Genomic DNA, 26,431 nt, shown 5'->3' with positions numbered 1-26,431 from the left:
CTCGAAGCGCCAAGTGAGTGCGTCGTGCAGGCGCCTGGGGCGGGCATTTGCGAGAAGCTGTGCTATCGTTACGTCATTCCGTCTGGTGATCTGAACGCACGCATGACATTCTTTTCGGTACTCCTCGCGCTGATCCTCGAGCAGGTGCGTGCCCTCTCCACGCAAAACCCGATCTACAACCTGATTCGCTCCCACGCGACCCATACTTCGCAATCCTTCGATGCCGGACTTCCGCGTCACGGTGTGCTGGCTTGGATGGTCGTGGTGCTGCCATTCGTGCTGGTCGTTGGCGTCGTCTATTACCTGCTCATGCGGGTCAACATTTTCCTGGGCTTCGCCTGGAACGTGCTCATCGTCTACCTGACGATGGGGTTCCGGCAGTTCAGTCACTACTTCACCGACATTCACGTTGCACTGAACAACGACAATGTGAACGAAGCGCGGGAAATCCTGCATCAATGGATCGGTATCGACACGGTCGACATGCCGGTGGACGAGATCGTGCGTCACACGCTCCTGCATGCGGTCATTGCGTCGCATCGCCATGTTTTCGGCGTGTTCTTCTGGTTCCTGATGCCTGTCGGTCCCGCCGGAGCGGTCTTGTACCGCCTCGCCGAATATCTGTCGCGTCGCTGGACGGAGCCCGCGCCGGATCGCAGTCCCGCGTTCGGCGCCTTCGCACGCAAGGTGTTCTACGTGATCGACTGGGTACCGGCACGTTTGACGGCTATCGGTTTCGCCATCGTCGGCAACTTCGAAGACGCAATATACGCTTGGCGTCACTATGCCAAGCAGTGGCCGAACGAGAACGAAGGCATCCTGCTGGCCGCAGGCAGCGGCGCACTGGGCGCGCGATTGACCGGACCGCTGGCGGAAGTCTCGAGCGTCGATGCGCTCAATCAGGGCGACGACGCGGTCCTGCCGGTCGGCAGTGAATGCACACCTCGCACGCTTCAGGCCGCTGTTGGTCTGGTGTGGCGCGCAGTCCTGCTATGGATGCTTCTGTTGCTGCTGCTGACGCTCGCCGTATGGTTGGGCTGACGCGCCAGGCGCCAGGCGCCAGGCGCGTCAGCCCGTTAAAAGCCGCGGAATTGGGGCTTTGCGTACCCGATTCGCCTTGAAAGACACCTCAGTAGGGAATCTGCTGCTCCGACTCGTGAACGAGCTGAGCATAGAGCGCATGGCGCTGTTGCGAGATGCTTCCGTCGGACACCGCCTCAAGAATGGCGCAACCGGGTTCCTTCAGGTGATGGCAATTGTAGAACCGGCACCCGCTGAGTCGCGGACGGAATTCGGGGAATGCGCGCTCCAGCGCACCCTCCTTGAGGTGATGCAGGCCAAATTCCTGGAAGCCCGGCGAGTCGATGAGCAGCCCGCCTTCGGGCAAATGGAAGATTCGGGTGAAGGTCGTCGTGTGCTTGCCGGAGTTCAACACTGTGGAGATTTCGCGCGTGGCGGCGTCGGCATTGGGGACGAGCAGGTTCACGAGGCTCGACTTGCCCATGCCCGACTGCCCGAGCAGCAACGAGGCTTGATGCGCCAGACGCGGCAACAATAGCGCCTTCGCTCCTTCCGGATCGGCGCGCACGGAAAGCTCTACCACGTCGTAGCCCAACGCGCGATACGGCGCCAAGCGTTCGCGCGCGGCGGGCAAGGCCGCCGTGACGTCGGTTTTATTGAGCACGATCAACGGCCGCAGCGCGTTGGCTTCCGATGCAACAAGTGCCCGACCCAGCAAGTCTTCGCTGAAGTAAGGCTCGGTCCCCAACATGATGACCAACTGGTCGATGTTGGCGGCGAAGAGCTTGCTCCTGAACTGGTCCGAACGATAGAGCAGGTTGCGACGCGGCAGGATGTCTTCGATGACCCCCTGGTCGCCGGTTCGCGCCCAGGCCACTTCGTCGCCGACGGCGATTTCGCTCTTCTTGCCGCGCGGAAAGCAGAGCACGGTCTCGCCATCGTCGGCTTCCACGACATAGTGACGGCCGTGCGCCGCCGTGACTCGGCCGTGACGCCGTTCCTGCGCGGTGGTCTCGACCGGCACGGCTTTCCCATTGACGCTGCGCTTCATGCGTTCCCCAGCAAACGGTCGATGCGCTGGGATGCCGGCGGATGCGAATAGTAGAAGGCCGTGTAGACCGGGTCGGGCGTGAGCGTCGACGCGTTGTCCTGGTATAGCTTGACGAGGGCGTTGACCAGATCGCTGGCTTGCGTCTGGCTGGCCGCGAAGGCGTCTGCCTCGAACTCATGCTTGCGCGACGTCAGACTGCTGAGTGGGCTGGCGAAAAAGCCGAACACCGGCAGCACCAGGAAGAACAGGACCAGTGCCAGCGCGTTGTTGCTGCCGGTCAGCGACGGCATCACGCCGAGCTCGGTATAGAACCATGTGCGGCCAGTCAGCCAGCCTAGCAGGGCAAGGAAGGCCAGCGACAGCACGAAAGCGACGACCAGGCGTTTCGTGATGTGGCGACGCTTGAAGTGCCCCAGTTCGTGGGCCAGCACGGCTTCGATTTCGGCGGGCGAGAGCCGCTCGATGAGCGTATCGAAAAACACGATGCGCTTGGTACGGCCGAAGCCGCTGAAATAAGCATTGCCGTGGGCGGATCGCTTCGAGCCGTCCATCACGAACAAGCCGCGCGCCGCAAAGCCGCAGCGCTGCATCAGTCCCTCGATGCGCTGCGCCAGCGATGCGTCCGCGAGCGGCTCGAACTTGTTGAACATCGGCGCGATGACGTGCGGGAAGATGAACTGCACGAACAGATTGAACGCGACCCAGACCATCCACGCGTACAGCCACCACAACGGCCCCGCGCGTTCCATCAGCCATAGCACGACAAACAGCAGCGGCAGCCCGAGCACGGTGCCGATCGCGGCGGCCTTGAGCATGTCGGCGATGAACAGCCCGAGCGACATGCGGTTGAAGCCAAAACGTTGTTCGATCACGAACTGCCGCACGTAGGTGAAGGGCAGGTCGACGAGGCCGGAAATCAGCAGGACGGCCGCGATCAGGGTAATCTGGCCCAGATAGCCTTCGCCGAGCCACTCGGTCACGCCGATGTGCAGCAGGTTCAGCCCGCCCAACAGCGTGAAAGCAACGAGCAGCACCGCCTGGGCGAAGATCTCGGCCATGCCCAGGCGCGTGCGGGCGACGGTGTAATCGGCGGCGCGTTGATGGTCGATCAGCGTGATCGTGTCGGCGAAGCGCTCGGGAACGGCAGCCCGATGGGCGACCACATGGCGAACCTGACGGGCGGCCAGCCAAAGCTTGGTCATGACCATCGCCAGCAGGAAGATCACGAAGAGGTAAGTGAGCATGCGCTTTAGGAGAATACGAAGTATGCGAGAATTATAAGTTCTTTCGACCGGTCAGGCGCCTTGCCGGTCGCCCACCGACGTGTTTTCCCGAGTCTTCCGACCATGTCTGTCATTCCCGCCCAACATCCCACGCCTGCCGATGCCGAGACGACGCTCGCGCGCGCCGAATTCAATCTGGTCTGGCTCGATATGGAAATGACCGGGCTGCAACCCGACAGCGACCGGATCATCGAGGTGGCGGTCGTCGTCACGGATTCCGCGCTGACGCGCCGCATCGAGGGGCCGGTGTTCGCAATCCATCAATCGGATGTTGTGCTCGACGGGATGGACGACTGGAACAAATCGACCCATGGCCGCTCGGGGCTGATCGATCGCGTGAAGGCGTCGACCGTCGACGAGGCGTGTGCCGAAGCGCAACTGATCGAGTTCCTCTCGCAGTACGTGCCGCCCAACAAGTCGCCGATGTGCGGTAATTCGATTTGTCAGGATCGCCGTTTCATGGCGCGTTACATGCCCAAGCTCGAGGCGTTCTTCCATTACCGGAACCTGGACGTCAGCACGCTCAAGGAACTGTGCCGCCGCTGGGAGCCCACGGTCTACAAGGGGTTCACCAAGCGTGCCGCCCACACGGCGATGGCCGACATCCACGAGTCGATCGACGAACTGGTGTACTACCGCGAGCATTTCCTGAAGACGGCCGTGCCCGGAGCCCCTGACGTACCTGAGGCGCCGGCTTCCACTTCGCCCTGATCGCCGCCAGCGACAGCACAACGCCAGCGACGTCGCTGGCGTTGTGCTTTGAATGCCCGAACCGGACGGCCCGTCATGTCCCGTCGTCAGGCGCTCAGGCGGGTTTTGGCGCGCGAATGGCGCTCTTGGGACGGAAGGCCTTGCAGACGGCTTCGTCGGTCTCGACGTAGGGTCCGCCGATCAGGTCGATGCAATACGGTACGGCAGCAAAGATACCGGGCACGATCGACTTTCCGTCCGCGTCGCGCAGCCCTTCGAGCGTTTCCTTGATCGACTTGGGCTGTCCGGGCAGGTTGATGATGAGCGCGGCGTGGTTGGCCGTCTCGCGGATCACGGCCACCTGACGCGACAGGATGGCCGTCGGCACGAAGCGCAGACTGATCTGGCGCATCTGCTCCCCGAAGCCCGGCATCTCTTTCGTGCCCGCCCGCAACGTGGCCTCCGGTGTGACGTCGCGCCGGGCGGGGCCCGTACCGCCGGTGGTGAGCACCAGGTCGCACTGCCTCGTATCGACGAGGTCGACCAGCGTGGCGGTAATGCCGTCGGCATCATCGGGAATCAGGCGTGTTTCGGCCACCCAGGCAGACTGGAGGGCGGCGCCAAGCCAGGCCTGAAGGGCCGGGATGCCCTGATCGTCATACGTGCCCTGGCTCGCCCGGTCGCTGATCGAGACGAGGCCTACGCGAAGTTCGTCCGGATGTGAGCGGGCAACCATCACTCTTCCTCGCGGGTTGGGAATTCCGGCAGTTCGTTGTCGGCGTCATCCGAAGATTCGACGCTGGACGATCCGGTGCCAAGCAGATCCTTGAGCGCCTGAAATAGCTCGCGGAACGCTTTGGGGGGCTTTTGCGCGGCCTGCTCGCGGCGGGCGTTGCGAATCAGCGTGCGCAGTTGCTGGGCGTCGGCTTGCGGGTGCTGGGCGAGCAACTCGGTGAGGGCCTCGTCCTTGGCCAGCAGGCGCTCGCGCCAGCGCTCGAGCGCGTGAAGCTTGGCCGTTTCCGCCTTCGAGACGCCCTTGATGATATCGAGGGCGCGGCGAATTGCGTCGACTTCCGATTCGTGCAGCGTGCGCATTTGCTTGCCCACGTACTGCATCTGACGGCGGCGGCCTTCGTGTGCGGTGATCTTGCGACAGTCCTTGACGGCCCGTTCGAGATTCTCGGGCATTGGCACGCGCGCGAGCGCGTCCTTGGCCAGGTTGACCAGTTCTTCGCCCAGGTCCTGCAAGGCATGCGACTCGCGCTTTCGCTGGGATTTGCTCGGGCCTTCGTCGGAAAGCTCGGCGTGGGCGATATGGTTATAGCGTTGAATATGCGTCATGGGCGCTATTGTAGCGCGGCGCGCGTCGACCAAATAGTTGCCGGGCCTGCGCACGACGGCGGGGAAGTCGCGCTAAGATGGCGGTTCCTATTTAGCCACTGACCGAATCGCGACGATGTCCCAAGCGACCCAGCACTTCACGCATACCCAGGATCAACTCAAGGAAATCGTCAGCGACGTACTGCAATACGCCCGTTCGCTCGGCGCCACCGACGCGGCGGCCGAAATATCCGAGGGCGATGGCCTGTCGGTCTCGGTGCGGCGCGGCAAGGTCGAGACCATCGAGCGCAACCGCGACAAGCTGGTGGGCGTGACGGTGTTCATCGGCCAGCGTCGCGGCAACGCCAGCACGTCGGACTTCTCGCGCAAGGCGCTGCACGACACGGTCGACGCGGCCTACAACATTGCACGCTTCACGGCGGAAGACGATTGCGCCGGACTCGCCGAGTCCGAACTGCTGGAGATGCATCCGCAGGACCTGTCGTTGTTCCATCCGTGGGACATTACCGCGGATGCTGCGGTAGAACTGGCGCGACGCGCCGAGAAGGCGGCACTCGACGTGAGTCCGCTGATCCGGAATTCCGAAGGCGCCAGCGTGTCGGCCCAACATTCGCAATTCATGTTGGGGACGACCCGCGGCTTTCTCTCGGGATATCCGTATTCGCGTCATTACCTCTCGGTCTCTCCGATTGCCGGCTCGGGCAGCCATATGCAGCGCGACGACTGGTATTCGTCCAAGCGCGCCGCCGAGGACCTGGCCTCGCCGGAAGCCGTTGGCCACTACGCCGCCGAGCGCGCGCTGGCTCGCCTGCATGCGCGCAAGTTGTCCACGCGCAAGTGCGCGGTGCTGTTCGAGGCGCCGCTCGCCGCCGGTTTGCTGGGGGCGTTCGTGCAGGGCGTGAGCGGCGGCGCGTTGTATCGCAAGGCCACGTTCCTTGTCGATACCCTCGGCAAGCCGGTGTTTGCCGACCATGTCGGCATTCACGAAGATCCGCACGTGCCGCGCGCCATGGGCAGCGCCCCGTACGACGAGGAAGGCGTGAGGACGCGCGCCCGCGATGTCGTGAGCGACGGCGTTGTCCAGGGTTACTTCCTGTCGACCTATTCGGCCCGCAAGCTCGGCATGCAAACGACCGGCAACGCAGGCGGCTCGCACAACCTGCGCATGTACAGCAAGCTCACCGCGCCGACGGACGACTTCCGCGCGATGCTGCGCAAGCTCGGCACCGGCCTGCTGGTGACCGAACTGATGGGGCAGGGCGTGAACTATGTGACGGGCGATTATTCGCGCGGCGCCTCGGGCTTCTGGGTGGAGAACGGTGAAATCCAGTACCCGGTCGAGGAGATCACGCTGGCGGGCAACCTGAACGACATGTTCCGGCAGATCGTCGCCATTGGCGCCGATGCGCTCGTGCGCGGCACCAAGGAGGTCGGGTCAATCCTGATTGAACAAATGACCATCGCCGGTCATTGATGCTGCAAAATGCCGTCGCGACGCCATAAACGCGTTGCATTTTTGCGCCGCAACGGGGCAAAACCCCCATTTGCCGTGTCCGGTACAGGCAGTTTGCGTTATGCTTGGGAGTTTTCTTAAGCCGTGGCTTAAGAACTGACGCGGTAGTTAGGGTAATGGGCGCGCTCACAAGGCGCGCCTTCTCATAACTAGAGACTAGGAATTGGAGGGAAAAGACTCATGAAAAGCACCATGACCAAGTTGCTGTGCGCACTTGTCGCTACGGGGATGGTGGCTGCGGCCCACGCAGCCGATCTGAAGATCGGTGTGGCCGAGGCACTGTCGGGCGGTGCGGCGCAGTATGGCGCCGCCATCAAGAACGGTTTCCAGCTCGCGGCTGATGAAATCAACGCTGCCGGCGGCATCAACGGCAACAAGCTCGTGCTGCAGGTCGAAGACGAGCAGGGCAAGAAGGAAGAGGCGATCAACGTTTTCAAGAAGCTGATCTTCCAGGACAAGGTGCTCATGGTCTTCGGCCCGACATTGTCGAACTCGGCCCAGGCTGCCGACCCGATCGCGCAAGCCGGCAAGACCGTGGCGTTCGGCACGTCGAATACGGCTGACGGCATTACGTCCATCGGCGACTACATCTTCCGCAACTCGGTGACCGAGGCCGACGTGCTGCCCGAGACCATCAAGGTCGCGACCAAGCACACGGGTATCAAGAAGGTCGCGGTGCTGTACGGCAACGACGACGTGTTCACCAAGAGCGGCTACGACAACTTCAAGAAGGCCCTTGCCGATCTGAAGATCCCGGTCACGACGACCGAGACGTTCGCCAAGGGCGACGTGGACTTCAAGGCGCAGCTCACGAAGATCAAGGCGAGCAACCCGGACGCCATCGTGCTGTCGGCCCTGATCGCCGAAGGTGCGCCGATCATGGTGCAGGCGCGTCAGTTGGGTATCAACGTGCCGTTCATCGGCGGCAACGGCATGAATTCGGTCAAGGTGTTCGATCTGGCCAAGGGCAGCTCGGATGGCCTGTGGGTGGGTAGCCCGTGGTCGATCGAGAACAGCACGCCGGCCAACACGAAGTTCATCGCCGCGTACAAGGCGAAGTACAACGTGGCGCCGGACCAGTTCGCAGCGCAAGCGTATGACGCGATGTACATCGCGGCAGGCGCGATCAAGGGCGTGAAGCTCTCGGGCAACCTGGTCGCCGACCGCAAGGCCCTGCGCGACGCGCTGCCGAAGGCCACGCACGACGGCGCCACGGGCAAGTTCGCGTTCCGTCAGGCCATGGGCAAGAACGGCAAGCCGGCCGGCTACGATGCACAACAGTCGCCGATCGTCAGCGTGACGAAGGGCAACAAGTACGTCATCGAGAAGTAAGCAGCCCGGCAGCACTTGAAGAAGTCCGCATGGGCGTAGGGCCGAAAGGCGCTACGCCCATCGGCGTTTCTGGCGCTCGCCGTACCCCCGTGCGGCGCGTGCCTCCGTCCCTCAGGCTGGAATACACACCATGCTGGAACAGCAACTCGTCAACGCGCTCTCCCTCGGGTGCGTGTACGCCTTGTTCGCGCTCGGGTTCACCCTCGTGTTCGGCATCCTCGGCGTTATCAATCTCTCGCACGGCGCGGTCTTCATGGTCGGTGCCTACGCGGCGCTGCAAGCCGTCGTGCGCCTTCACCTGCCGCTGTGGGCGGCCATCGTCACGGCGGTCGTCGTCGCCGGCCTGCTCGGCTTGCTCATCGACGTGCTGGTGCTCAAACCGCTGCGCAAGCGCGGTGCACCCCACCTGATTCCGATGATCGCCACCATTGGCGTGGGCATTCTGCTCAACAACGGTGTGCAGGGCATCTTCGGTGCGGAAAACCTTCGTTTCCCGTACGACCTCATCCCGCAGGACACCCTCACGGTGGCCGGCGTGCACATGACGGTGCTCGAGCTCGCGATCATCTTCATTTCGTTTGCCCTCATGGCCGTGCTCATCGCCACGATCAAGAGAACGCAACTCGGGCGCGCCCTGCGGGCCATCGCCGAGTCGCCCAAGGCGGCCTACCTGCTTGGCATCAACGTCGAGGGTCTGTTCCTGGTAACGTCGTTCGCCGCGGCCGGTCTGGGCGGCATGGCGGGCCTGCTGATCGGGCTGTACTCCAACGCGGTGTTTCCGCTGATGGGCCAGCCGATGCTGCACAAGGGGATCGCGGTCATCATTCTCGGCGGTATGGGCGACATTCGCGGCGCGATGATCGGTGGCCTGTTCCTCGGCTTCGCCGAAGTGCTGTCGGTCGCGTACGTCGGCTCGAACATGCGCGACGCGGTGGCGTTCGGCCTGCTGTTCCTGATCCTGCTGGTGCGTCCGCAGGGGTTGTTCGGCAAAGTGCTCGAACGCAAAGCGTAATCACGGGGGCGCAATGGACTGGTTTAACAATTTCTGGGCGGTTTATAGCAACCTGGTGCTGACACTCGGCACCAACGCGTTGCTGGCGCTGTCGATTTACCTCACGCTCTCGTGCGGCATGCTGGCCATGGCCAATGCCGCGTTCATGGGCATCGGCGCGTACGCGGCGGCATTGCTCACGATGAACTACGACGCGCCGTTTGCGGTGTCACTGGCGGGCGGCATGGCGGCGCCGGCGTTGATCGCCTTCATCATCGGCAAGCCGACGCTGCGTCTGTCGGGCGTGTATCTGGCGATGGCAACGCTGGGCTTTGGTGAGGTCGTGCGCGTGCTGATTCTCAACACGGAAGACCTGACTGGCGGCGCGCTGGGCCTGAACGGCATTCCGCAGTTGACGCAGTGGTGGCACGTCGCGGGCGCCGTGGTGATTGCGCTCGCCGTGTTGTGGCGCCTGCGCCGATCCAAAGTGGGTCGTGCGTTCGAAGCCATCAAGGAAGACGAAACGGCAGCGGGCCTCATGGGCATCAATGTCACGGGATACAAGATGCTGGCGTTCGTGCTGGGGGCGGTGCTTGCCGGGTTGGCGGGGGCGCTCAATGCGCATCTGACGTTCTTCATCGGGCCGAACGAATTCGGCTTCGACCGTGGCGTCGAGATTCTCACCATGGCGATTCTCGGCGGCATCAATGGGCTGGCGGGGCCGGTGCTTGGCAGCACGATTCTCACGCTGCTGCCCGAGTTGCTGCGCGCGTTCGACGCCTTCCGTCTTGTGGTCAACGGCCTGATCCTGGTGCTGATCGTGCTGTTCCTGCCCAAGGGCATTTGGGACCCGATGCGTTTTCGCCGCTGGTTCCGTGCCGGCAAGACGCGTTCGGCCTCTTCCACATAAGCGGACGAGGGATACGACATGCTCAAGCTTTCCAATATTTCCAAACGATTCGGTGGCCTGCACGTTCTCCAGGACGTGAACATCGAGGTGCCGCAAGGCACGATCTTCGGGCTGATCGGCCCGAACGGGGCGGGTAAGACGACCGTCTTCAACCTGATCACCGGGCTGTTGCAGCCCACGGGCGGCAGCATCACGTTCGACGGCGAGAGTCTCGTGGGGCAGAAGCCGCACCGGATTACGCAGCGCGGCATTGCCCGCACGTTCCAGAACATCCGCGTCTTCAAGGAGATGACGCTGCTCGAGAACGTGGTGGTCGGCATGCATCGGCATCTCTCGTATGGCCCGGCTGGCCTGCTGCTTTCGTTGCCGGGGTATCGGGAGATGGAGAAGCGCTCGCGCGAACGTGCGCACGAACTGCTCTCGTGGGTGAAGCTCGATCACAAGGCGCACGACATCGCCGACAACCTTTCGTACGGCGATCAGCGCAAGCTCGAACTGGCCCGTGCGCTGGCGACCGAGCCCAAGCTGCTGCTGCTCGACGAGCCCGTGGCCGGTATGAACACGGGCGAGAAGGTCGATCTCATGGGCGAGATCGAGAACATCAAGGCGCGCGGCTACACGATCTTCATGATCGAGCACGACATGCGCTTTGTGATGGGATTGTGCGAACGCATCGCCGTGTTGAACTTCGGGCGCATCATCGCCGAAGGCGGTCCCGACGAGATCAAGCATAACCCGCAGGTCATCGAAGCCTATCTCGGCCGCGATGACGATGACGACGATGCGGCCGCACTCGCGGCCGGCGCGGAGGACAAGGCATGAGCGCGCTGCTCGAAGTGAAGGGCCTGAGGGTGGCCTATGGGCATATCGAAGCCGTGAAGGGCGTCGATTTCTCGTTGCGCGAGCACGAGATCACCTCGCTCGTGGGGGCCAATGGTGCGGGCAAGTCGACGACGCTGCTCGCCCTGTCGGGTCTTATCAAGAAGCAGGCGGGCACGATCCGCTTCGAAGGGGAGGAGGTCGGCGGTCTGCCGCCGAACAAGATCGTGCAGCGCGGGCTGGTGCAGGTGGCCGAGGGTCGCGCCACGCTCACGACGATGTCCGTGCGCGAGAACCTGGAGCTGGGCGCCTACACGCGTCGCGACAAGCAGAACGTGAAGCCGGATCTGGACAAGGTACTGGCGCGATTCCCGCGGCTGGCCGAGCGTCTGGACCAGATGGCCGGAAATTTGTCGGGCGGCGAACAGCAGATGTTGGCGATTGGCCGGGCGTTGATGGCGCGGCCGCGGCTGTTGCTGCTCGATGAGCCGTCGATGGGGCTCGCGCCGATCATCGTGCAGGGCATCTTCAGCACGCTCAAGGAAATCAACGCCGAAGGCCTGACCATCTTCCTGGTGGAGCAGAACGTGCGTCAAGCGCTGAAGATTGCGCAACATGGCTACGTGCTCGAAACCGGCAAGGTGGTGCTCGAAGACACGGGGCGCAATTTGCTGGGAAATCCTCGCGTGCTCGAGGCATATCTGGGCGGTTGAGGTCTGTCGGGGGCGCGGGGAGGCGTGCACGCGGCCCCGCGCTTCACCGAGCGGCAAGGACGAAGGACGACGTCGATCAGGCGGCGTCGACGCGTTATCTGACGATAGCGTGTCGACGCCGCTTTTTCTATGCGAGGCCGCGGATGCGACGGCTGGAGGGCGGTGTCAAAAGGGTGGGCCGGCAGGGCGGCCAGGCACACGTTGGCAGCCGAGCGGAATTAGCGCATGCTGCGACTAACCGGTAATCGGTGGGGGAGGTGTGTCAAACGCCGCCTGTTGTTGGCTCTGCATCGGACATCGAGAATCAAAGGGGATGTCATGGACACCTTTCTGATGGAGCGTGCAACGCCTGGTCAGAGGGCTTTCGCGGGTTGTCTGGCGATGGTCATCCTCGCTGCCCTGGTATTGACGGCGCCACACGCGACCACGGCACTCCCGGCGGTTGCCGCGTTCCTGCCCATGTGTGGGCTAACGGTGTTCTCGACGGCGACGATCGCCTCGTTCTTGTTGGCGGTACAGTTTACGGTGAGCCGGCTGCCGGTGTTCGGGCTGCTCGCCGGTGCTTATGCCTTTACGGCATTGACCGTCGCGATGCAACTGCTGACGTTCCCCGGCCTTTTCGCGCCGCAGGGGCTGTTCGGGGCGCTTCCGACGACATCCGCCTGGATCTGGGTCTTCTGGCATGCGGGGTTCCCCACTCTCGTGCTTATCGCCATGCTGGTGCGACGCCGCTTCACCCCGCAGTCCGTGACGCAGTTGCCGCCGTCCGGTCGTGCGATGTGGCTCTTCGTCGGCCTGCCGCTTGTTGTGGGCGGGTTGCTATGCCTGACGGCGTTGGCCGTGCCGCTGCCGCCCGCGTTGGCACCGGCGAGCGCGCCGGGCGATTTCTCCGCCAGCGGTGCTGGCATCGTGCTGCTTGTCTTGAACCTCGTCGCGCTGGGCGCCGTGCTGGCGATCGGTCGCTTGCGCGCGGTGCTCGACGTGTGGGTGGCGCTCGCCGTGCTTGCTTGTGTGACGGATACCGTGCTCAGCCTGATGAGTACGGTGCGATTCTCGCTGGGGTGGTACCTGGCGCGGCTATTCAGCATGTCGGCCCCGGGGTTGCTTGTCTGCGTGCTGGTGTGGGAAGTCACGCGGCTTTACCGCGAACTGGCGCGCGCGCACCTGCGTCTGATCGAATACAGCAACCGCGACGCGCTCACCGGTATCTTCAATCGCCGCTACTTCAGCGAGCGGTTCCCGCGCGATTTCGATCAGGCCCGTCGCTCGGGGCACCCATTATCGCTGTTGATGGTCGACGTCGATCACTTCAAGCGCTACAACGACGCCTATGGACATCCGCTTGGCGACGAGTGTCTTGCGCATGTTGCACTCGCCATCATGCGGGCGACGCATCGACCGACGGATCTCGTGGCGCGATATGGCGGCGAGGAGTTCGTGGTCGTCCTGCCGGAGACCGACGCAAACGGCGCCATGTTCGTCGCAACGCGCGTGACGGAAAGTGTTCGGGCGCTGGCGAAACCGGGTCCAGTGCAGCAGGGTTACGTGACGGTCAGCGTCGGCTGCGCAACGCATGTGCCGCAGCAGGGGGCCGCAGGCGATACGCCGCAGCGTCTGATCGCCTTGGCGGATGACGCCTTGTACACCGCCAAGCGCCTTGGCCGTGACCGCGTGCATGTCTCGGAGGGCATGCCGATCAGTGGCGGCGAGCAACCCGGCGCGCTCGCCCAGGCGCCGCGCGAAAACCTGAGCGCGTGAGTCGGCGGCGCTTTGATTTCCTTCCTGATGCAAGCGTGATGTTCGTGTTTCCAGCGGATCGACATCGCGGAACTGCGATCGGTCCTCGGCGATGCCGATCCGCCTCTCCTGAATCCGGGTTTTGCGACGTAGTGTCACGCACGGGATCCTGAGCTTGTTTATTGGGAACACTGGCGAAACGAATGGCGTTCGCGCAGCCGCCTGATCACGTAGATGTCACCAGGCGAGCGTTCCACGGCTTGTGACGCGGCGGCGCCCCGTCGCTTCACATCCGTTCGTAAGTCACGAACGCGTAGTCGAAATCGTTCGGCGCCGGCGAGTGATGGGACTCGCGGGCGGTTTCCCGCCATTGCGCGGCCGGAAGCGCCGGGAAATGCGCGTCGCCTTCGAACGCCTTGGCGATCTCCGTGACGATCACCTTGTCCGCGCTTGCCAGCGCTTCGGCGTACAACTGCGCACCGCCGATCAGGCAGATTTCCTCGACCCCCACGCACAGCCGCATCGCATCGATAAGCGAACCCGCCACGTCGCAGCCGTCGATCTTCAGGTCCGGATTGCGAGATACCACGATATTGCGGCGGCCCGGCAGCGGACGACCGATCGAATCGAACGTCTTGCGCCCCATCACGATCGGCTTGCCGAGCGTCGTGCGCTTGAAGTGCGCCAGGTCTTCCGGCAAACGCCACGGCAATTGATTGTCGCGCCCGATCACGCCGTTCTCGGCGCGGGCGACCACCAGCGTCAGTATCGTCATACGGCCACCGGAGCCTTGATATGCGGATGCGCTTCGTATCCGACGATATGGAAGTCGTCGAAACGATAATCGAAGATTGAATCGGGCTTGCGCGAGATCTCGAGCGTTGGCAGGGCAAACGGCTCGCGCGCGAGCTGCGTGCGAACCTGTTCGAGATGATTGTTGTACAGATGGCAGTCGCCCCCAGTCCAGACGAAGTCGCCCACATCGAGCCCCGTCTGCTGCGCCATCATGTGCGTGAGCATCGCGTAGCTCGCGATGTTGAACGGCACGCCAAGGAAAATATCGGCGCTGCGCTGATAGAGCTGGCACGACAGCTTGCCGTCGGCCACATAGAACTGGAAGAACGCGTGACACGGCGGCAGCGCCATGCGGGGAATCTCGCCGACGTTCCAGGCGGATACGATCAGGCGGCGCGAGTCGGGCGTCGTGCGGATCTGCTCGACGAGCTGCGTGATCTGGTCGATATGACCGCCGTCGGGCGTTGGCCACGAGCGCCACTGCGCGCCATACACCGGGCCGAGTTCACCGTCGGCATCGGCCCATTCGTTCCAGATGGAGACACCGTTTTCCTGCAGATAGCGCACGTTCGTGCTGCCCTGCAGGAACCATAGCAGTTCGTGCACGATGGACTTGATGTGCACCTTCTTGGTGGTAACGAGCGGAAATCCTTCCTGCAGGTCGAAGCGCATCTGGTAACCGAACACCGAGCGGGTGCCCGTGCCGGTGCGGTCAGTCTTGTCGGTGCCATGTTCGAGTACATGGCGCATGAAGTCGAGGTACTGTTTCATAGGCCCATCCGTTTTGCCGGATTTTACCAGTCTCCGGGCGACGCCGTGCTGCGCAAGGGTCAGACGCCAGCGACACGCGCGGCGAAAGCCACCGGATGCTCGACCGTCAAGCGCAGACCCACGCGCTCGCCCGCGGCGTGGGTCAATTCGCTGTCGACGCGGGCGATCACCTCGCGTCCCGACGCCAGGCGCAACGTATAAAGCTGGTCAGCGCCGCGGAACGCGCGCCGCACCAGCGTGCCTTCGAACGGGCTCGCCGGGTCGTGTGCAATATCGTCCGCGCGAAGCAGAACGTCGACGTTGACGGGATACGTGTCTTTGGCGGCGTTGCGCAGCAGCTTGTCCGCCAGCATCGGCGAGACCGCCAGTTCCCCGAGTTCGACCGAAATGCCGCCGCCGTCGACACTGCCCCGGAAGGTACCGGGAATCAATGCGCCGCGTCCGATGAACTCTGCCACCGCACGATTGGCGGGCATGCGCCACAGCTCGCGCGCGGGCGACCACTGGGCGATCGCCCCCGCATGCATGACGCCGATGCGATCGGCCATCGCGAACGCTTCATGCTGGTCGTGGGTCACCAGGATCGCCGTCGCACCGCTCTCCCGGATGATCTCGCGCACATCAACCGCCAGACGCTCGCGCAGATCCAGATCAAGGTTCGAGAACGGTTCGTCGAGCAACAGCAGCGCGGGGGCGGGGGCCAGGGCTCGCGCAAGTGCCACGCGTTGTTGCTGACCACCGGAGAGTTCATGGGGATACTGCTTCAGCGCCCCCGCCAGGCCGACGCGCTCCGCGAGCCTCTCCACCCGCGCCTGACGTTCGCCGCGCGCCATGCGCCCGAGGCCGAAGCCAATATTCCGGGCAACGTCCAGATGCGGGAACAACGCGTAATCCTGGAACACAACGCCAACCTGGCGACGCTCCGGCGGTTCGCTCGACTGCGCGTTCGCGACTTCGTGACCATCGAGCACGATGCGCCCCCCTGCCAACGGCTCGAAGCCGCATACGGCGCGCAGGACCGTCGTCTTGCCGCAGCCGGACGGGCCGAGCAGACAGCCGATTTCGCCGCGGGCCAGCGACAGCGACACGTCGCGTACCGCCGTGTGGACGTGGCCGGCAGCTTGGTAGTTCACGCGGAGATGGTCAAGCAGCAGGTAGGGCAGGGGCATTGGCGTAGGGTGGCGTGAGTCGACGAAAGCACGTCGACGAAGCGGATCAATGGACACAATCGAACACGGACGGGCGCGAGGCGGCATTTTCGCTGGAGGCGGGGCACTTTCCGCGGCTGCCTGCGTCAGAGTCGCAATCGCGAATGCGTATAATTTACAACGTTTTAGACCGGCGAGTCTCTGCCGGTTCCCCGAAGCGACGCGACGGGGCAACGGCAGTGGGCCGTCGCCCGTTCGCTCGTCCGCCCAATGCCCGCTACCCGTCACGATTTGCCGATGTCATCGACGCCCCCGTCACGCGCCCCCGCCGATTCTGCCTCCGTCGATCCCGTCCTGACCGATCGTTCGCCTCTTGTCGCACGACGCGCCACACGCTTGTCTGTCGCCTGGGCTTGGCGGTGGCTGGCGTGGGTGCCCGCGCTGGTCGTGCTCGTGCCGATGTTCGGCATCGTGGCGGCGCTCGGTACGGGAGATGCACAAACCCATGCGGTCCTGTCACATATGCTCGACACGGTGCTGCCCGAGTACCTGCTCAACTCGCTGCGCATCTCCGTGGCCGTGAGCGCGGGCGTGCTGGTGATGGGCGTCGCCAGCGCGTGGCTGGTCGTCCACTACACGTTTCCCGGCCGCCGCGTGCTGGAATGGGCGCTGATTCTTCCGCTGGCAATGCCCGCCTATGTCACCGCTTACGCCTACACCGACTTCCTGCAGTTCGCCGGCCCGGTGCAGAGCGCGCTGCGCTCGCTACTCTCGGTGGAGCGGCTCGCAGCGTTCCCGGAGATTCGCTCGTGGTACGGCGCCGCGTGGGTCTTCGCCGGGGCGTTCTATCCGTACGTCTACCTGCTGGCGCGCACCGCCTTTCTGGAACACAGCCAACGGTATTTCGAAGCCGCCCGCACGCTGGGGTGTACCCCCGTGCAGGGGTTCCTGCGCGTGGCGTTGCCGCTCGCGCGACCGGCCCTGATCGCGGGCCTGGCGCTGGTGCTCATGGAGACGCTCGCGGACTACGGCGCCGTGGCGTACTTCGGGGTGCCAACGCTCACGACTGGCATCTACCGCGCCTGGCTGTCGATGGGCGATCGGGTGGCGGCCGCCCAACTCTCGGCCTGCCTGCTGTTGGCCGTACTCGTGCTGCTGATAGCGGAAGCGCGTAGCCGGGCGCGACTTCGGTACTACGGGGCGCCGGGGCGGGCGCCGTCGACGTCGCGACGTTCGCGGCTGTCAGCGGGGCGTGCCGCCCTGGCGACGTTCGTATGCGCGCTGCCGCTCATCATCGGCTTCGTGCTGCCGGTGCTCATCATGCTGCGCCTGGCCGTTGCCGAACTGGATCAGGTGCCTTGGCATCGCTACGGCGAGTGGGTCTTCAACACCGTGCGCCTTGCGGTGGTGGCGGCCCTCGTCGCCAGCGTCGTTGCCGTCGTGCTCGGGTACGCCCAGCGACTGGCCCCGGGGCGTGTCACGCGCATCGCCATTCGTCTCGTGGGCGTCGGCTATGCGATCCCGGGCGCGGTCATCGCCCTGGGCATTCTCACGCCGGTGCTGCATCTGGACACGTGGCTTGGCCGTGTGTTCGGGACCGACGCCCTGGTGCTCGCCGGCACTAGCGGTGTGCTGATCTATGCCTATCTCGTGCGATTCCTGCCGGCGGCGCTGCAAAGCGTGGAAGCCGGCTTTGCCCGCATCGCGCCCAATCTCGACGCCAGCGCCCGCAGCCTCGGCGTGAGCGGTTGGGCGATGTTGCGCCGGGTGCATCTGCCGCTGCTGCGCGGTAGCGTATTGACCGCCGCGCTGCTGGTATTCGTCGACGTGATGAAGGAGCTCCCCGCGACGCTCGCGCTGCGACCGTTCAACATGGATACGCTGGCGGTCGTCACCAGTCATCTGGCCGCCGATGAACGGCTCGCCGAGGCGGCCGTGCCCGCGTTGACGCTCGTGCTCGTGGGCCTGCTGCCGGTGCTGCTGTTGGCGCGCGCCATTGCGAAACGCGGCTAAAGGCAGGGGGGATTTGACATCGCGTTCCTGCGCGGGCTGTTGCGGGAACGCCGATCGCGAACCCGTTTGGTATGTTTCCGGGTTGCCGCTCCGATAGTGCCGGACTATAGTCAAAGCAGGCCCGGCAACGAAGCCGGGATGATCGAGCGTCAACAAAATGATTGCAATCGTCATTTGCAAATGTTGGCTGTTCATGGCCTTGGCGTCGGCACCGCCGCCTGAGGCACCGCTGAACACGGCAGACGGCGGCTGGAGCGCCGTGCTGCTCGCGGGAGCGATGCGCTAGCAGGTGACCTGCGCGAGACGGGGACCAGCACTTCGAGACGGATGCGCGACATCCGATGGGGTCGTGTAACCCGCGGACCTGACGGGGGTGTCGCCTTGGGCGATTGACGTGTTTCTTCCCCCGAGCCGCCGATTTTCCGTTTCCCCCGGATGTCGTGGTCGTTTGCCGTCGTTCCTGGGGGGAGGCCGTTCGTTGGCGTTTTGATGGTGCTTTCCTGAATCGTCAGGGGCGGTGGATCGTTGTGTTTTTACCACGCGCGCCGCAACATCGCTGTCAATGCATCGCCTTTGGGAGACGAGCATGGCGCTATGGCGGATCGATCTGGTCTCGTTGCGACTGTTCGTCGCCGTTTGCGAAGAAAGCAGCATTGCGCGGGCCGCCGAGCGCGAATTCATTGCGCCCTCCGCTGTCAGCAAACGCATCAACGACCTCGAGTCCCTGATCGGTTCGGCGCTTCTCCAGCGCCATAAGTGGGGCGTGCGGCCGACCCCGGCTGGCGAGGCGCTGCTGCATCACGCACGCAATGTGCTGCGCAGTCTCGAGAAGATGCAGGGCGATTTGTCCGAGTACACCAGCGGCGTGCGCGGCCATATCCGCATCTTCGCCAACGTTTCCTCGATCGTCGAGACCTTGCCCGATGAACTCGGCGCGTTCCTGCGTCGCCACGACGGCGTGAAGGTCGACCTGGAAGACCACACGAGCGCGCAGGTCGTGCGTGGTGTGGCGGATGGCGCCACCGACATCGGCATCTGCTGGGACGCTGTCGATACCCGCGACGTCGAAGTCTTCCCCTATCGCAATGACCAGGTCGTGACCGTGCTGCACAGCGAACACCCGCTGGCCAGCCGGGAACAGCTCGCGTTCGTCGATACGCTCGACTTCGATCACATCGGCGTGCATCCGGACAGCGCCATGTACACAGTGCTGCGGCGCGTGGCGGCCGAGCAGGGCAAGACAGTCAAGTTCCGCATCCATGTCTCGACCTTCGAAGGCGTGTGCCGCATGGTGCGGGCCAACCTCGGGCTGGCCGTCGTGCCGCGCGAGGCCGTCGGCACCTATTCGCAAGCGACAGACGGCGTGGCGCTACGCATCGTGCCGCTGACCGATCCGTGGGCACAGCGCCGGCTGATCGTGTGCGTGCGGCGTTACGACGCGTTGCCCGTCGCCTCGCGCATGCTCGTCGATCATCTGTGTTCCCATAGCGTTACGTAATGTTCGCATGGCGAATGAACGCCGGAGGTTCGGTGCGCGGCCAAGCGTCGTGAACGGCGATGTCTGGCATGCCGAAACACAACTTGTCGACCTTTGCGGGGCAGCGGATGCTCTGGGGGCCGATAGCGATTCCGGCCGACGAGCCGGAGCGCGCCGATTTCCCGCATCGGGCGGGAGGAGACACGCGATGACACATACCGAAGCGCGCCGCGTGCGCGTTGCCGTAGGACGTTGGGCTCTCGTCTTCTCGCTGGTGGCGTCAGGCCTCGCAGCACTGGGCATGAGCGCAGGGGCGTATGCCGCACCCGCACAGGCGCTCGAGAAACCGAAGATCACCATTGCCGTGGGCGGCAAGCCCGGCCTCTACTATCTCCCGTTGACCATCGCCGAACAACTCGGTTACTTCAAGGACGAGGGGCTCGACGTCACCATCGACGACTTTGCGGGAGGCTCCAAAGCCTTGCAAGCCGTCGTCGGTGGTAGCGCCGACATGGGGGCCGGGGCCTTCGAGCACACGTTGCTCATGCAGTCCAAGGGGTTGACCTATCAAGCGTTCGTGGTGCTTGGCGCCGCGCCGCAATTGGTGCTTGGCGTGGTCAAGGCCAAGGCCGCCGAGGTGAAATCGGTCAAGGATCTGAAGGGTATGCGCATCGGGGTGAGCGCGCCGGGGTCGAGCACGCATATGCTGGTGAACGTGGCGCTCACGAAAGCCGGGCTCAAACCGAGCGATGTGTCCATCGTGGGCGTCGGCAGCAACGCGACGGTCGTTGCCGCCGCGCGCGGCGGACAGGTCGATGCCGTGTCCAACGTCGACCCCATGATGACGCTGCTGCAGGAGTCGGGTGACATCAAGGTGCTTGTCGATACGCGTACGCAGGCGGGCACCCGCGCGATGTTCGGCGGGCCGATGCCTGCGGCCGTGATGTATGCGCCGCAGAGTTTCATCGAGCGGAATCCTCGCACGGTGCAGGCAGTGGCCAACGCCATTGTGCGTGCGGACAAATGGCTCCAGCGCGCCACCGCTGCCGATCTGATCAAGACCGTGCCGGAGTCCTATTTGCTGGGCAACAAGGCGCTATACCTGCAAGCATTTGCCAACTGTCGCGAGGCGTTCTCGCCAGACGGCATGATGCCCGCGGGCGGCCCGGCCACGGCGCTCAAGGCGCTCGCGTCGTTCACGCCGGAGGTCAAGCCGTCGCAGATCCGGCTCGATGAGACTTGGACCAACGCGTTCGCCACACGTGCAAATCGGCAGTATCCCTGAAGGTTTCCTGACGGACGCACGTCGGGATGTCATGGTCTCACCTGCGCCTTGCTGCCGCACACGGGTTTGGCGCGTCATTTGCGGGCGACACGGGTGGACGCCATGGGGGCGCATTCGAGGAGCGATCTGATGCAAGCCACTGTGCAACTCCACGGACGGGTGCTTTGGTTGAGCGACCGAGCCGAGGCCGTGACCCGGCAACTGGCCGGCGAATCGCTGACGCGCGCCGAAGCGGGTCCGTTGCGCGACCAGATCTCCACCGACGAGATGACGCCCGCCTGGGCGTGTCTGGCGTTCGACGAGACACTTGGCGACGCCGTCTATATCGGATTGCGATGCGGTGCTGACACTGCGGATCCGGCCGGCGTCTTTCCTGTCAGGTCGAAGGCCGTGCGCGAAGGAGGTTTCGCGTTGTCGGTCAGCGGGTTGCGCCGCGGCAAGGGGTCGTCGCGCGAGGCGAGCCCGTTCGCGGAATGGTGCGCGGGCATCCGGATCGTGATCGCCGAGAGTTTCGAGCGCATTTATGCACAGAACTGCCAGAACCTTGGGTTGCTGATGTCGACCGATCTGGCGCTCGCGGAGCGGCTGCAGGCGGGGGAGGCGGTCCCCATCGAGGCCTTTCTCGAAGACTGTGATCCGTTGGGCGTGGACATCGTGCGCAGCGGGGGGCTGTTCGGCTATACGCGTCGCCGCCTGGCTGGGGACGTGGTGGCGCCGCGGCCGGCGCACGCGCCGGGGGCGATGACCTACGGCGAAAAGATCATTGCCATGGCGCTCGGCGTGCCTCGCGTGCGCGCGGGCGATGCCGTGTTCGTCCCCGCCGACTGGCGCTTCTCCCACGAATATGTCACGCCGATGGCCGTGAGCGTCCTGCGACACGCCTTCGGCGACACCGTACCCGAGCTGCACGATCCGGCGTCGATGCTGTGCTTTGAGGATCACCTCACCCACTTCGATACGATGTCTGCCGAGGGCGGTGGGCTACCGCCGCTGGTGGATGCGGCGCGGCGTCTGGGCGCTGCCCAGCACGCGTTCTGCGCGCAGCACGATCTGCGTCTGCATGGCCGCGCCACAGGCGGCGGCTCGGAAGGCATCTGCCATGCCTTGATGCTTGAGCGCTACGCGCTGCCGGGACAGGTCATCGTCGGCACGGATTCGCATACACCGCATTGCGGGGCGGTGGGGGCGTTTGCGTTTGGCGTGGGGGCGACGGAAATGGCGAGCGCCTGGCTGACGGGCGACGCGCGACTGGCGGTGCCGGGCACCTGTCTCGTGCATCTGCGCTCGCGCTTGCCGGCGGGCGTGGGGGCGAAGGATCTCGCGCTGCACCTGCTGCATCTGCCGTATGTCCGCGACGGCCGTGCCATCGGTCAGATCATCGAATTCTCCGGCGAGGCGGTGAAGCACCTGTCGACCGACGAGCGGGCGACGCTGACCAACATGGTCGCCGAGATCGGTGGGCTGACGGGGCTGATCGTACCCGATGCCGAGACCGTGAGATACCTGCGCGAACGGCGCGGCATCGACGTCGCGTTGGCACCGTGGATGACGAGCGACGCGCAGGCATCGTACGCCCACGTCATCGAAATCGATTGTGCGCGACTCGGGGCGATGGTGGCGAGTCCCGGCGATCCGGGCAACGGCATGGCGCTCAGCCAGTTGCCGGCGGAGGTGCCGATCGACATCGCCTACGGGGGATCGTGCACGGGCAGCAAGCGCGAGGACCTGCGCGCGTGCCACGACGTGCTCGCGTGGGGCCTGTCGCAAGGGCACAAAGTGGCCGATGGCGTGCGCTTCTATCTGCAATACGGCAGCGAAGACGTTCGCGCGTGGTGCGAGGCACAGGGCTACGCGGATGTCTTCGCGGCGGCGGGCGTCACGATGCTCTCGCCCGGGTGTGGCGCGTGCGTGAACGCAGGGCCCGGCGTGTCGCGCTCGCCCGGCGAAGTGGTCATCAGCGCGCAGAACCGCAATTTCCCCGGCCGTTCGGGGCCGGGACAGATGTGGCTGGGCAGTCCGGCCACCGTGGCCGCGAGCGCCTTGGCGGGATATATCGTCGGTTTCGATCAACTGCGACGCGACGGCTTCGCTGCCCATGCCGAGAGCCTGCCGGATCGGCGGTGTGGCGAAGTCTCGCGGGCAGGGCGGGGAGGATAAGCGATGCAGGACGTGTCCCCGGCAACGCCAATGCCGTTGAAAGACATTCGCGTTGTGGAGTTTTCTCATATGGTGATGGGCCCCACCTGCGGCATGGTGCTCGGCGATCTCGGTGCCGACGTCATCAAGGTGGAGCCGGTCGGCGGCGACCCCACACGGCGCCTGCTGGGCACTGGCGCGGGCTTTTTCCGCACGTTCAATCGCAACAAGCGCAGTCTTGCCGTGGATGTCACGCGGGCCGAGGGGCATGAGCTGATCCTGCGGCTGGTGAGCAAGGCAGACGTGGTGACCGAGAACTTCAAGCCGGGACGCATGCGCCAGTTCGGGCTGGATTACGCGACCTTGTCTCGGTTGAATCCCGCGCTCGTCTACGTCTCGCTCAAAGGGTTCCTGCCGGGACCGTACGCCACGCGCACCGCACTCGACGAAGTCGTACAGATGATGGCCGGGCTCGCCTACATGACGGGGCCACGCGGGCAGCCGCTGCGCGCGGGGACTTCGGTCAACGACATCATGGGCGGCGTGTTTGGCGCGCTCGCGGCGCTGGCGGCGCTTTACGAGCGCAAGAGCACCGGCCGCGGGCAGGAAGTGCAGGGCGCGCTGTTCGAGAACTGTGTGCTGCTCGCGGCGCAACACATGCAGCAGTTCGCGGTGACGGGGCTGGCACCCGACCCCATGCCTGCTCGCCTCTCGGCCTGGGGAATCTACGACGTGTTCACGGCGCGCGACGGCGTGCAGATTTTCCTCGCAGTGGTGAGCGACACCCAGTGGCGGATCTTCTGCGACGTGTTCGGCCGTCAGGATCTGGCCGACGACGCGCGGCTCGCGACGAACAACGACCGGGTGCTCGCGCGAGATTGGCTGCTCCCTTTGCTGCGCGAGATGATGCTCGGGTTCGACGCGAGCTATCTGGCGGCCGCGTTCGAGCGGCACGGTCTGCCGTTCGCACCGATCGTCACGCCACAGGCGCTGTTCGACGACCCGCATCTGCGCGCGAGTGGCGGCTTGGGCGATCTGGTGACGGAGCAAGGCGAGCACACACGGGTGCCGTTGCTGCCGATCGCGATGGCAGGACAGCGCTTGCCCGCGCGCCGGCCCTTGCCCGCGGCGGGCGAGCATACGTATGAAATCCTGCGGGATCTGGGGTATCTCGACAGCCAGATCTCGCGATTGCTGACGGAGGGCGTGGTCGCGGCGCCGATGCACGAAGTCTCCCCGGGCGAGGCCCTGGGGACAGGCGATGCTTCGGGTCCCGTTTTGTGGGAAGACGGCACCCATCAGGGCTGAATTCGGAGATGTCCGAGGGACGAAGGTGCGACGTCCGCTTGCGCACGGGCGGCACGGCGCGGTACGGTGTGGACATCCACCGTCATCCCTTTCACGCTTGCCATGACCGAATTGCCTGACTTCCCCAAAGACCCCGAAGCACCTGAATCGTACGCGTCTGCCGAAGCGCCGCTGGCCGGCGTCACCGTGCTGGATCTCACGCGTCTGCTGCCCGGTCCGCTCGCCGGGCTGCGCCTCGCGGAGTTGGGGGCGCACGTGATCAAGATCGAGGACACGGGCGCGGGTGACTATGCCCGCGAGATGATGCTCAACGATGGCGAGCCGCCACCGAGCGCGTTCTGGCGGTTGCTCAATCGCGGCAAATCGGTTGAGCGGCTCGATCTCAAACGCGATCGCGACCGCGCGGCGTTTCTCGACCGGGTCGCTCGCGCCGACGTGTTGCTCGAGGGGTTTCGCCCGGGGGTGATGGCGCGGCTCGGCTTCGATTACGAAACGCTGGCGCGCCTCAGGCCCTCGTTGGTGATGGCCTCGATTACCGGTTACGGACAGCACGGGCCAATGGCGCAGGCCGCCGGGCACGACATCAATTACATCGGCTACGCGGGCGTGCTCGATCAACTGGGCGATGCGGGCGACGCGCCGATCGTGCCGAATTTCCAGATTGGCGACCTGTACGGCGGCGGGCAGGCGGCGGTACAGGCGGTGCTGGCGGCCCTGGTCGCGGCACAACGCACCGGCCGCGGCCGGTGGCTGGATATCTCAATGACCCACGAGGTGTTCCGCTCGAACCTCGTTCCGGCCGTTGCCTTGCATCGGCAAGGGCATGTGTCGCGGGCGGGTAAGGATTTGCTCAACGGGGGCGTGCCTTGCTATCAGGTCTATCGCACACAGGATGGACGATACATGGCCGTGGGCGCGCTCGAACTCAAGTTCTGGCAAACGCTGTGTGACGTGCTCGGGCGCAGCGAGTGGAGGGCGCGGCACTGGTCGCTCGGACAGGCGGTTGGCGGCGACGACGCGCGTGCGCTTCAGGCTGAACTGGCGGCGGTGTTTGCGAGTGCTTCGCAGGCCGAATGGACGTCGCGCTTTGCCGATGCCGACTGTTGCGTCACACCGGTACTGCGGCTGGAGGAGGCCATGACGCACGCGCTGTTCGCGCGGGCACGCGAGGCGCTGCAGCCCTGACGGCGGGAGCGGCGTGCGTTACCGAATGTCACAAATTTTCAGGAGGAATCGACACGACGTGAGGGCTTTGATCGCGTAGAGTCACCGTTCACCGTTCACCGACCCCGATACCGCCATGACCCGACGGCTCGCCTTGCGCCGAGAACGAAACGGCTTAGCCCATGCCGCGCGAGCGCGATTGACGGCGGCAGCCATCATGGTGGCGTTGACGGGGGCGGCGATGTGCACCGGATGCGTGTCCTATCAGGACGCGCCCACGGCGCACGGCAAGGTGCGCTCAACCGCAATGACGACCGCCGATCTCGCGCAGACGGACATCAATCGCATGGCGACACTGGGCATGCGGGCCAATCTCGAGAGCTTGTACCGTCTCGCCGACAAGCTCTACAAGCGCAATCCGCGCGAATGGCGCAAGGGCGGGGCTGCGACGCAGGCGCAGGCGATGGTGCAATTGCGCGCCGCCATCGAAGGGCGCCGCCGCCTGCCCGACTTGAAAGACCTGCGCGATGTGAAGGCGTTGTCCCTGTCGCTCGATCCGTCGTTCAGCGGCGATCGGGTAGCCGCGTTCGTTTTCAGTCTGTCGGATACGATCGTCGCGGCGCATGGCGGGACGACGGTGTTCTACCTGAGCGACGGCCTTGACGCACAGCGAATCTACAATGCGGCGCGCAACGTCGAGATCGCGGCCTGGCTGTTGTCGAGCCGTCACGACATCACGGGCAAGCCGCTACTGTTGGCGAACGCACTTGCCGACGTGCGCAACGTGAGCTTCGAGCGGGAGTTCGGCAAGATCATTGGCCGGCTCGATCTGCTTGCCGAGATGCTTGACGAGAAATACCGGCGCGCCGGCATCGGGTACGTCCAGAATTTGCTCGGGGCGCAGTTTCTCCAGTTCCTGCCCGTGCGCTGACGC

The 26,431-nt window shown here is 64.7% G+C and carries 25 protein-coding genes; 18 read left to right on the top strand and 7 right to left on the bottom strand.

Translation table 11 applies throughout. The annotated features are described in order from the left end of the window. Positions 1-102: 102 nt before the first annotated feature. On the top strand, positions 103-1,041 hold the full coding sequence (locus PTE31013_RS09220) for a CobD/CbiB family protein (RefSeq protein WP_150612684.1): 939 nt from the start codon (positions 103-105) through the stop codon (positions 1,039-1,041). Between the two features lie 88 nt (positions 1,042-1,129). Here PTE31013_RS09220 and rsgA read toward each other — a convergent pair whose 3' ends face one another. Both rsgA and PTE31013_RS09210 read right to left on the bottom strand, forming a co-directional pair. After that, positions 1,130-2,071 carry a ribosome small subunit-dependent GTPase A gene (gene rsgA, locus PTE31013_RS09215; RefSeq protein ID WP_150612509.1) on the bottom strand — a complete coding sequence of 314 codons (942 nt, stop codon included), beginning with the start codon at positions 2,069-2,071 and terminating at the stop codon, positions 1,130-1,132. Next, positions 2,068-3,315: a M48 family metallopeptidase gene (locus tag PTE31013_RS09210; protein WP_150612508.1), complete on the bottom strand. Its 1,248-nt coding sequence runs from the start codon at positions 3,313-3,315 to the stop codon at positions 2,068-2,070. The genes rsgA and PTE31013_RS09210 overlap by 4 nt, the downstream gene beginning before the upstream one ends. Positions 3,316-3,417: 102 nt before the next feature. Between PTE31013_RS09210 and orn the strand changes: the two genes are divergently transcribed. Next, positions 3,418-4,065 carry an oligoribonuclease gene (gene orn / locus PTE31013_RS09205; RefSeq protein WP_150612507.1) on the top strand — a complete coding sequence of 216 codons (648 nt, stop codon included), beginning with the start codon at positions 3,418-3,420 and terminating at the stop codon, positions 4,063-4,065. 94 nt (positions 4,066-4,159) lie between these two features. Here orn and mog read toward each other — a convergent pair whose 3' ends face one another. Then, a complete protein-coding gene (gene mog, locus PTE31013_RS09200; RefSeq protein ID WP_150612506.1) occupies positions 4,160-4,780 on the bottom strand; it encodes a molybdopterin adenylyltransferase in 621 nt (206 codons plus the stop codon). Beyond that, positions 4,780-5,385 carry a ribosome biogenesis factor YjgA gene (gene yjgA, locus PTE31013_RS09195; protein ID WP_150612505.1) on the bottom strand — a complete coding sequence of 202 codons (606 nt, stop codon included), beginning with the start codon at positions 5,383-5,385 and terminating at the stop codon, positions 4,780-4,782. The genes mog and yjgA overlap by 1 nt, the downstream gene beginning before the upstream one ends. 115 nt (positions 5,386-5,500) lie before the next feature. Between yjgA and pmbA the strand changes: the two genes are divergently transcribed. From pmbA to PTE31013_RS09160, 7 genes are all read left to right on the top strand, one after another. Continuing rightward, positions 5,501-6,859, top strand: coding sequence for a metalloprotease PmbA (gene pmbA / locus PTE31013_RS09190; protein WP_150612504.1), 1,359 nt, complete (start codon positions 5,501-5,503; stop codon positions 6,857-6,859). Positions 6,860-7,078: 219 nt separating this feature from the next. Continuing rightward, positions 7,079-8,230: an ABC transporter substrate-binding protein gene (locus PTE31013_RS09185; protein WP_150612503.1), complete on the top strand. Its 1,152-nt coding sequence runs from the start codon at positions 7,079-7,081 to the stop codon at positions 8,228-8,230. A gap of 130 nt (positions 8,231-8,360) precedes the next feature. Further along, positions 8,361-9,242 carry a branched-chain amino acid ABC transporter permease gene (locus tag PTE31013_RS09180; RefSeq protein WP_150612502.1) on the top strand — a complete coding sequence of 294 codons (882 nt, stop codon included), beginning with the start codon at positions 8,361-8,363 and terminating at the stop codon, positions 9,240-9,242. Between the two features lie 13 nt (positions 9,243-9,255). Beyond that, on the top strand, positions 9,256-10,131 hold the full coding sequence (locus tag PTE31013_RS09175; RefSeq protein ID WP_150612501.1) for a branched-chain amino acid ABC transporter permease: 876 nt from the start codon (positions 9,256-9,258) through the stop codon (positions 10,129-10,131). Positions 10,132-10,149: 18 nt separating this feature from the next. Then, the gene (locus PTE31013_RS09170; RefSeq protein ID WP_150612500.1) at positions 10,150-10,953 is read left to right on the top strand and encodes an ABC transporter ATP-binding protein; all 804 of its coding nucleotides are present in this window, start codon (positions 10,150-10,152) and stop codon (positions 10,951-10,953) included. Continuing rightward, positions 10,950-11,663 (top strand): ABC transporter ATP-binding protein, encoded by a 714-nt coding sequence (locus PTE31013_RS09165; protein WP_150612499.1) that lies wholly within the window; start codon positions 10,950-10,952, stop codon positions 11,661-11,663. Before PTE31013_RS09170 ends, PTE31013_RS09165 begins: the two co-directional genes overlap by 4 nt. Before the next feature lie 318 nt (positions 11,664-11,981). Further along, a complete protein-coding gene (locus tag PTE31013_RS09160; protein ID WP_150612498.1) occupies positions 11,982-13,421 on the top strand; it encodes a sensor domain-containing diguanylate cyclase in 1,440 nt (479 codons plus the stop codon). Between the two features lie 265 nt (positions 13,422-13,686). Here PTE31013_RS09160 and PTE31013_RS09155 read toward each other — a convergent pair whose 3' ends face one another. From PTE31013_RS09155 to PTE31013_RS09145, 3 genes are read right to left on the bottom strand one after another with little or no spacing between them, the layout of a single operon-like run. Further along, positions 13,687-14,175 carry a dihydrofolate reductase gene (locus PTE31013_RS09155; RefSeq protein ID WP_150612497.1) on the bottom strand — a complete coding sequence of 163 codons (489 nt, stop codon included), beginning with the start codon at positions 14,173-14,175 and terminating at the stop codon, positions 13,687-13,689. Continuing rightward, positions 14,172-14,966: a thymidylate synthase gene (locus tag PTE31013_RS09150; protein ID WP_150612496.1), complete on the bottom strand. Its 795-nt coding sequence runs from the start codon at positions 14,964-14,966 to the stop codon at positions 14,172-14,174. The genes PTE31013_RS09155 and PTE31013_RS09150 overlap by 4 nt, the downstream gene beginning before the upstream one ends. 59 nt (positions 14,967-15,025) lie before the next feature. Beyond that, entirely contained in the window at positions 15,026-16,135 is a 1,110-nt protein-coding gene (locus tag PTE31013_RS09145; RefSeq protein WP_150612495.1) for an ABC transporter ATP-binding protein, read from the bottom strand. 375 nt (positions 16,136-16,510) lie between these two features. Between PTE31013_RS09145 and PTE31013_RS09140 the strand changes: the two genes are divergently transcribed. The 9 genes from PTE31013_RS09140 to PTE31013_RS09110 all read left to right on the top strand — a co-directional run bounded on the left by PTE31013_RS09140 (position 16,511) and on the right by PTE31013_RS09110 (position 26,428). Continuing rightward, on the top strand, positions 16,511-18,127 hold the full coding sequence (locus PTE31013_RS09140) for an ABC transporter permease (RefSeq protein ID WP_343039550.1): 1,617 nt from the start codon (positions 16,511-16,513) through the stop codon (positions 18,125-18,127). 157 nt (positions 18,128-18,284) lie between these two features. Then, the gene (locus PTE31013_RS25245; RefSeq protein ID WP_281349082.1) at positions 18,285-18,413 is read left to right on the top strand and encodes a hypothetical protein; all 129 of its coding nucleotides are present in this window, start codon (positions 18,285-18,287) and stop codon (positions 18,411-18,413) included. A 300-nt stretch (positions 18,414-18,713) separates the two neighbouring features. Next, positions 18,714-19,625: a LysR family transcriptional regulator gene (locus tag PTE31013_RS09135; RefSeq protein ID WP_150612493.1), complete on the top strand. Its 912-nt coding sequence runs from the start codon at positions 18,714-18,716 to the stop codon at positions 19,623-19,625. Positions 19,626-19,693: 68 nt separating this feature from the next. Beyond that, complete coding sequence (locus PTE31013_RS25240) at positions 19,694-19,816, top strand: hypothetical protein (protein ID WP_281351800.1); 123 nt, start codon at positions 19,694-19,696, stop codon at positions 19,814-19,816. After that, a complete protein-coding gene (locus tag PTE31013_RS09130; RefSeq protein WP_150612492.1) occupies positions 19,813-20,889 on the top strand; it encodes an ABC transporter substrate-binding protein in 1,077 nt (358 codons plus the stop codon). The genes PTE31013_RS25240 and PTE31013_RS09130 overlap by 4 nt, the downstream gene beginning before the upstream one ends. A gap of 129 nt (positions 20,890-21,018) precedes the next feature. Next, the gene (locus tag PTE31013_RS09125; RefSeq protein WP_150612491.1) at positions 21,019-23,046 is read left to right on the top strand and encodes an aconitase family protein; all 2,028 of its coding nucleotides are present in this window, start codon (positions 21,019-21,021) and stop codon (positions 23,044-23,046) included. 3 nt (positions 23,047-23,049) lie between these two features. Beyond that, the gene (locus PTE31013_RS09120; RefSeq protein WP_150612490.1) at positions 23,050-24,333 is read left to right on the top strand and encodes a CaiB/BaiF CoA transferase family protein; all 1,284 of its coding nucleotides are present in this window, start codon (positions 23,050-23,052) and stop codon (positions 24,331-24,333) included. A gap of 102 nt (positions 24,334-24,435) precedes the next feature. Next, positions 24,436-25,518 (top strand): CaiB/BaiF CoA transferase family protein, encoded by a 1,083-nt coding sequence (locus tag PTE31013_RS09115; protein ID WP_150612489.1) that lies wholly within the window; start codon positions 24,436-24,438, stop codon positions 25,516-25,518. A 115-nt stretch (positions 25,519-25,633) separates the two neighbouring features. Then, positions 25,634-26,428 carry a hypothetical protein gene (locus PTE31013_RS09110; RefSeq protein WP_425495549.1) on the top strand — a complete coding sequence of 265 codons (795 nt, stop codon included), beginning with the start codon at positions 25,634-25,636 and terminating at the stop codon, positions 26,426-26,428. Positions 26,429-26,431: the final 3 nt, after the last annotated feature.

The sequence above is a fragment of the Pandoraea terrigena genome, assembly GCF_902459705.1.
GTDB lineage: Bacteria > Pseudomonadota > Gammaproteobacteria > Burkholderiales > Burkholderiaceae > Pandoraea > Pandoraea terrigena.
Note: the sequence above shows the minus strand (reverse complement) of the source record. Positions and strands in the feature narration are given on the sequence as shown.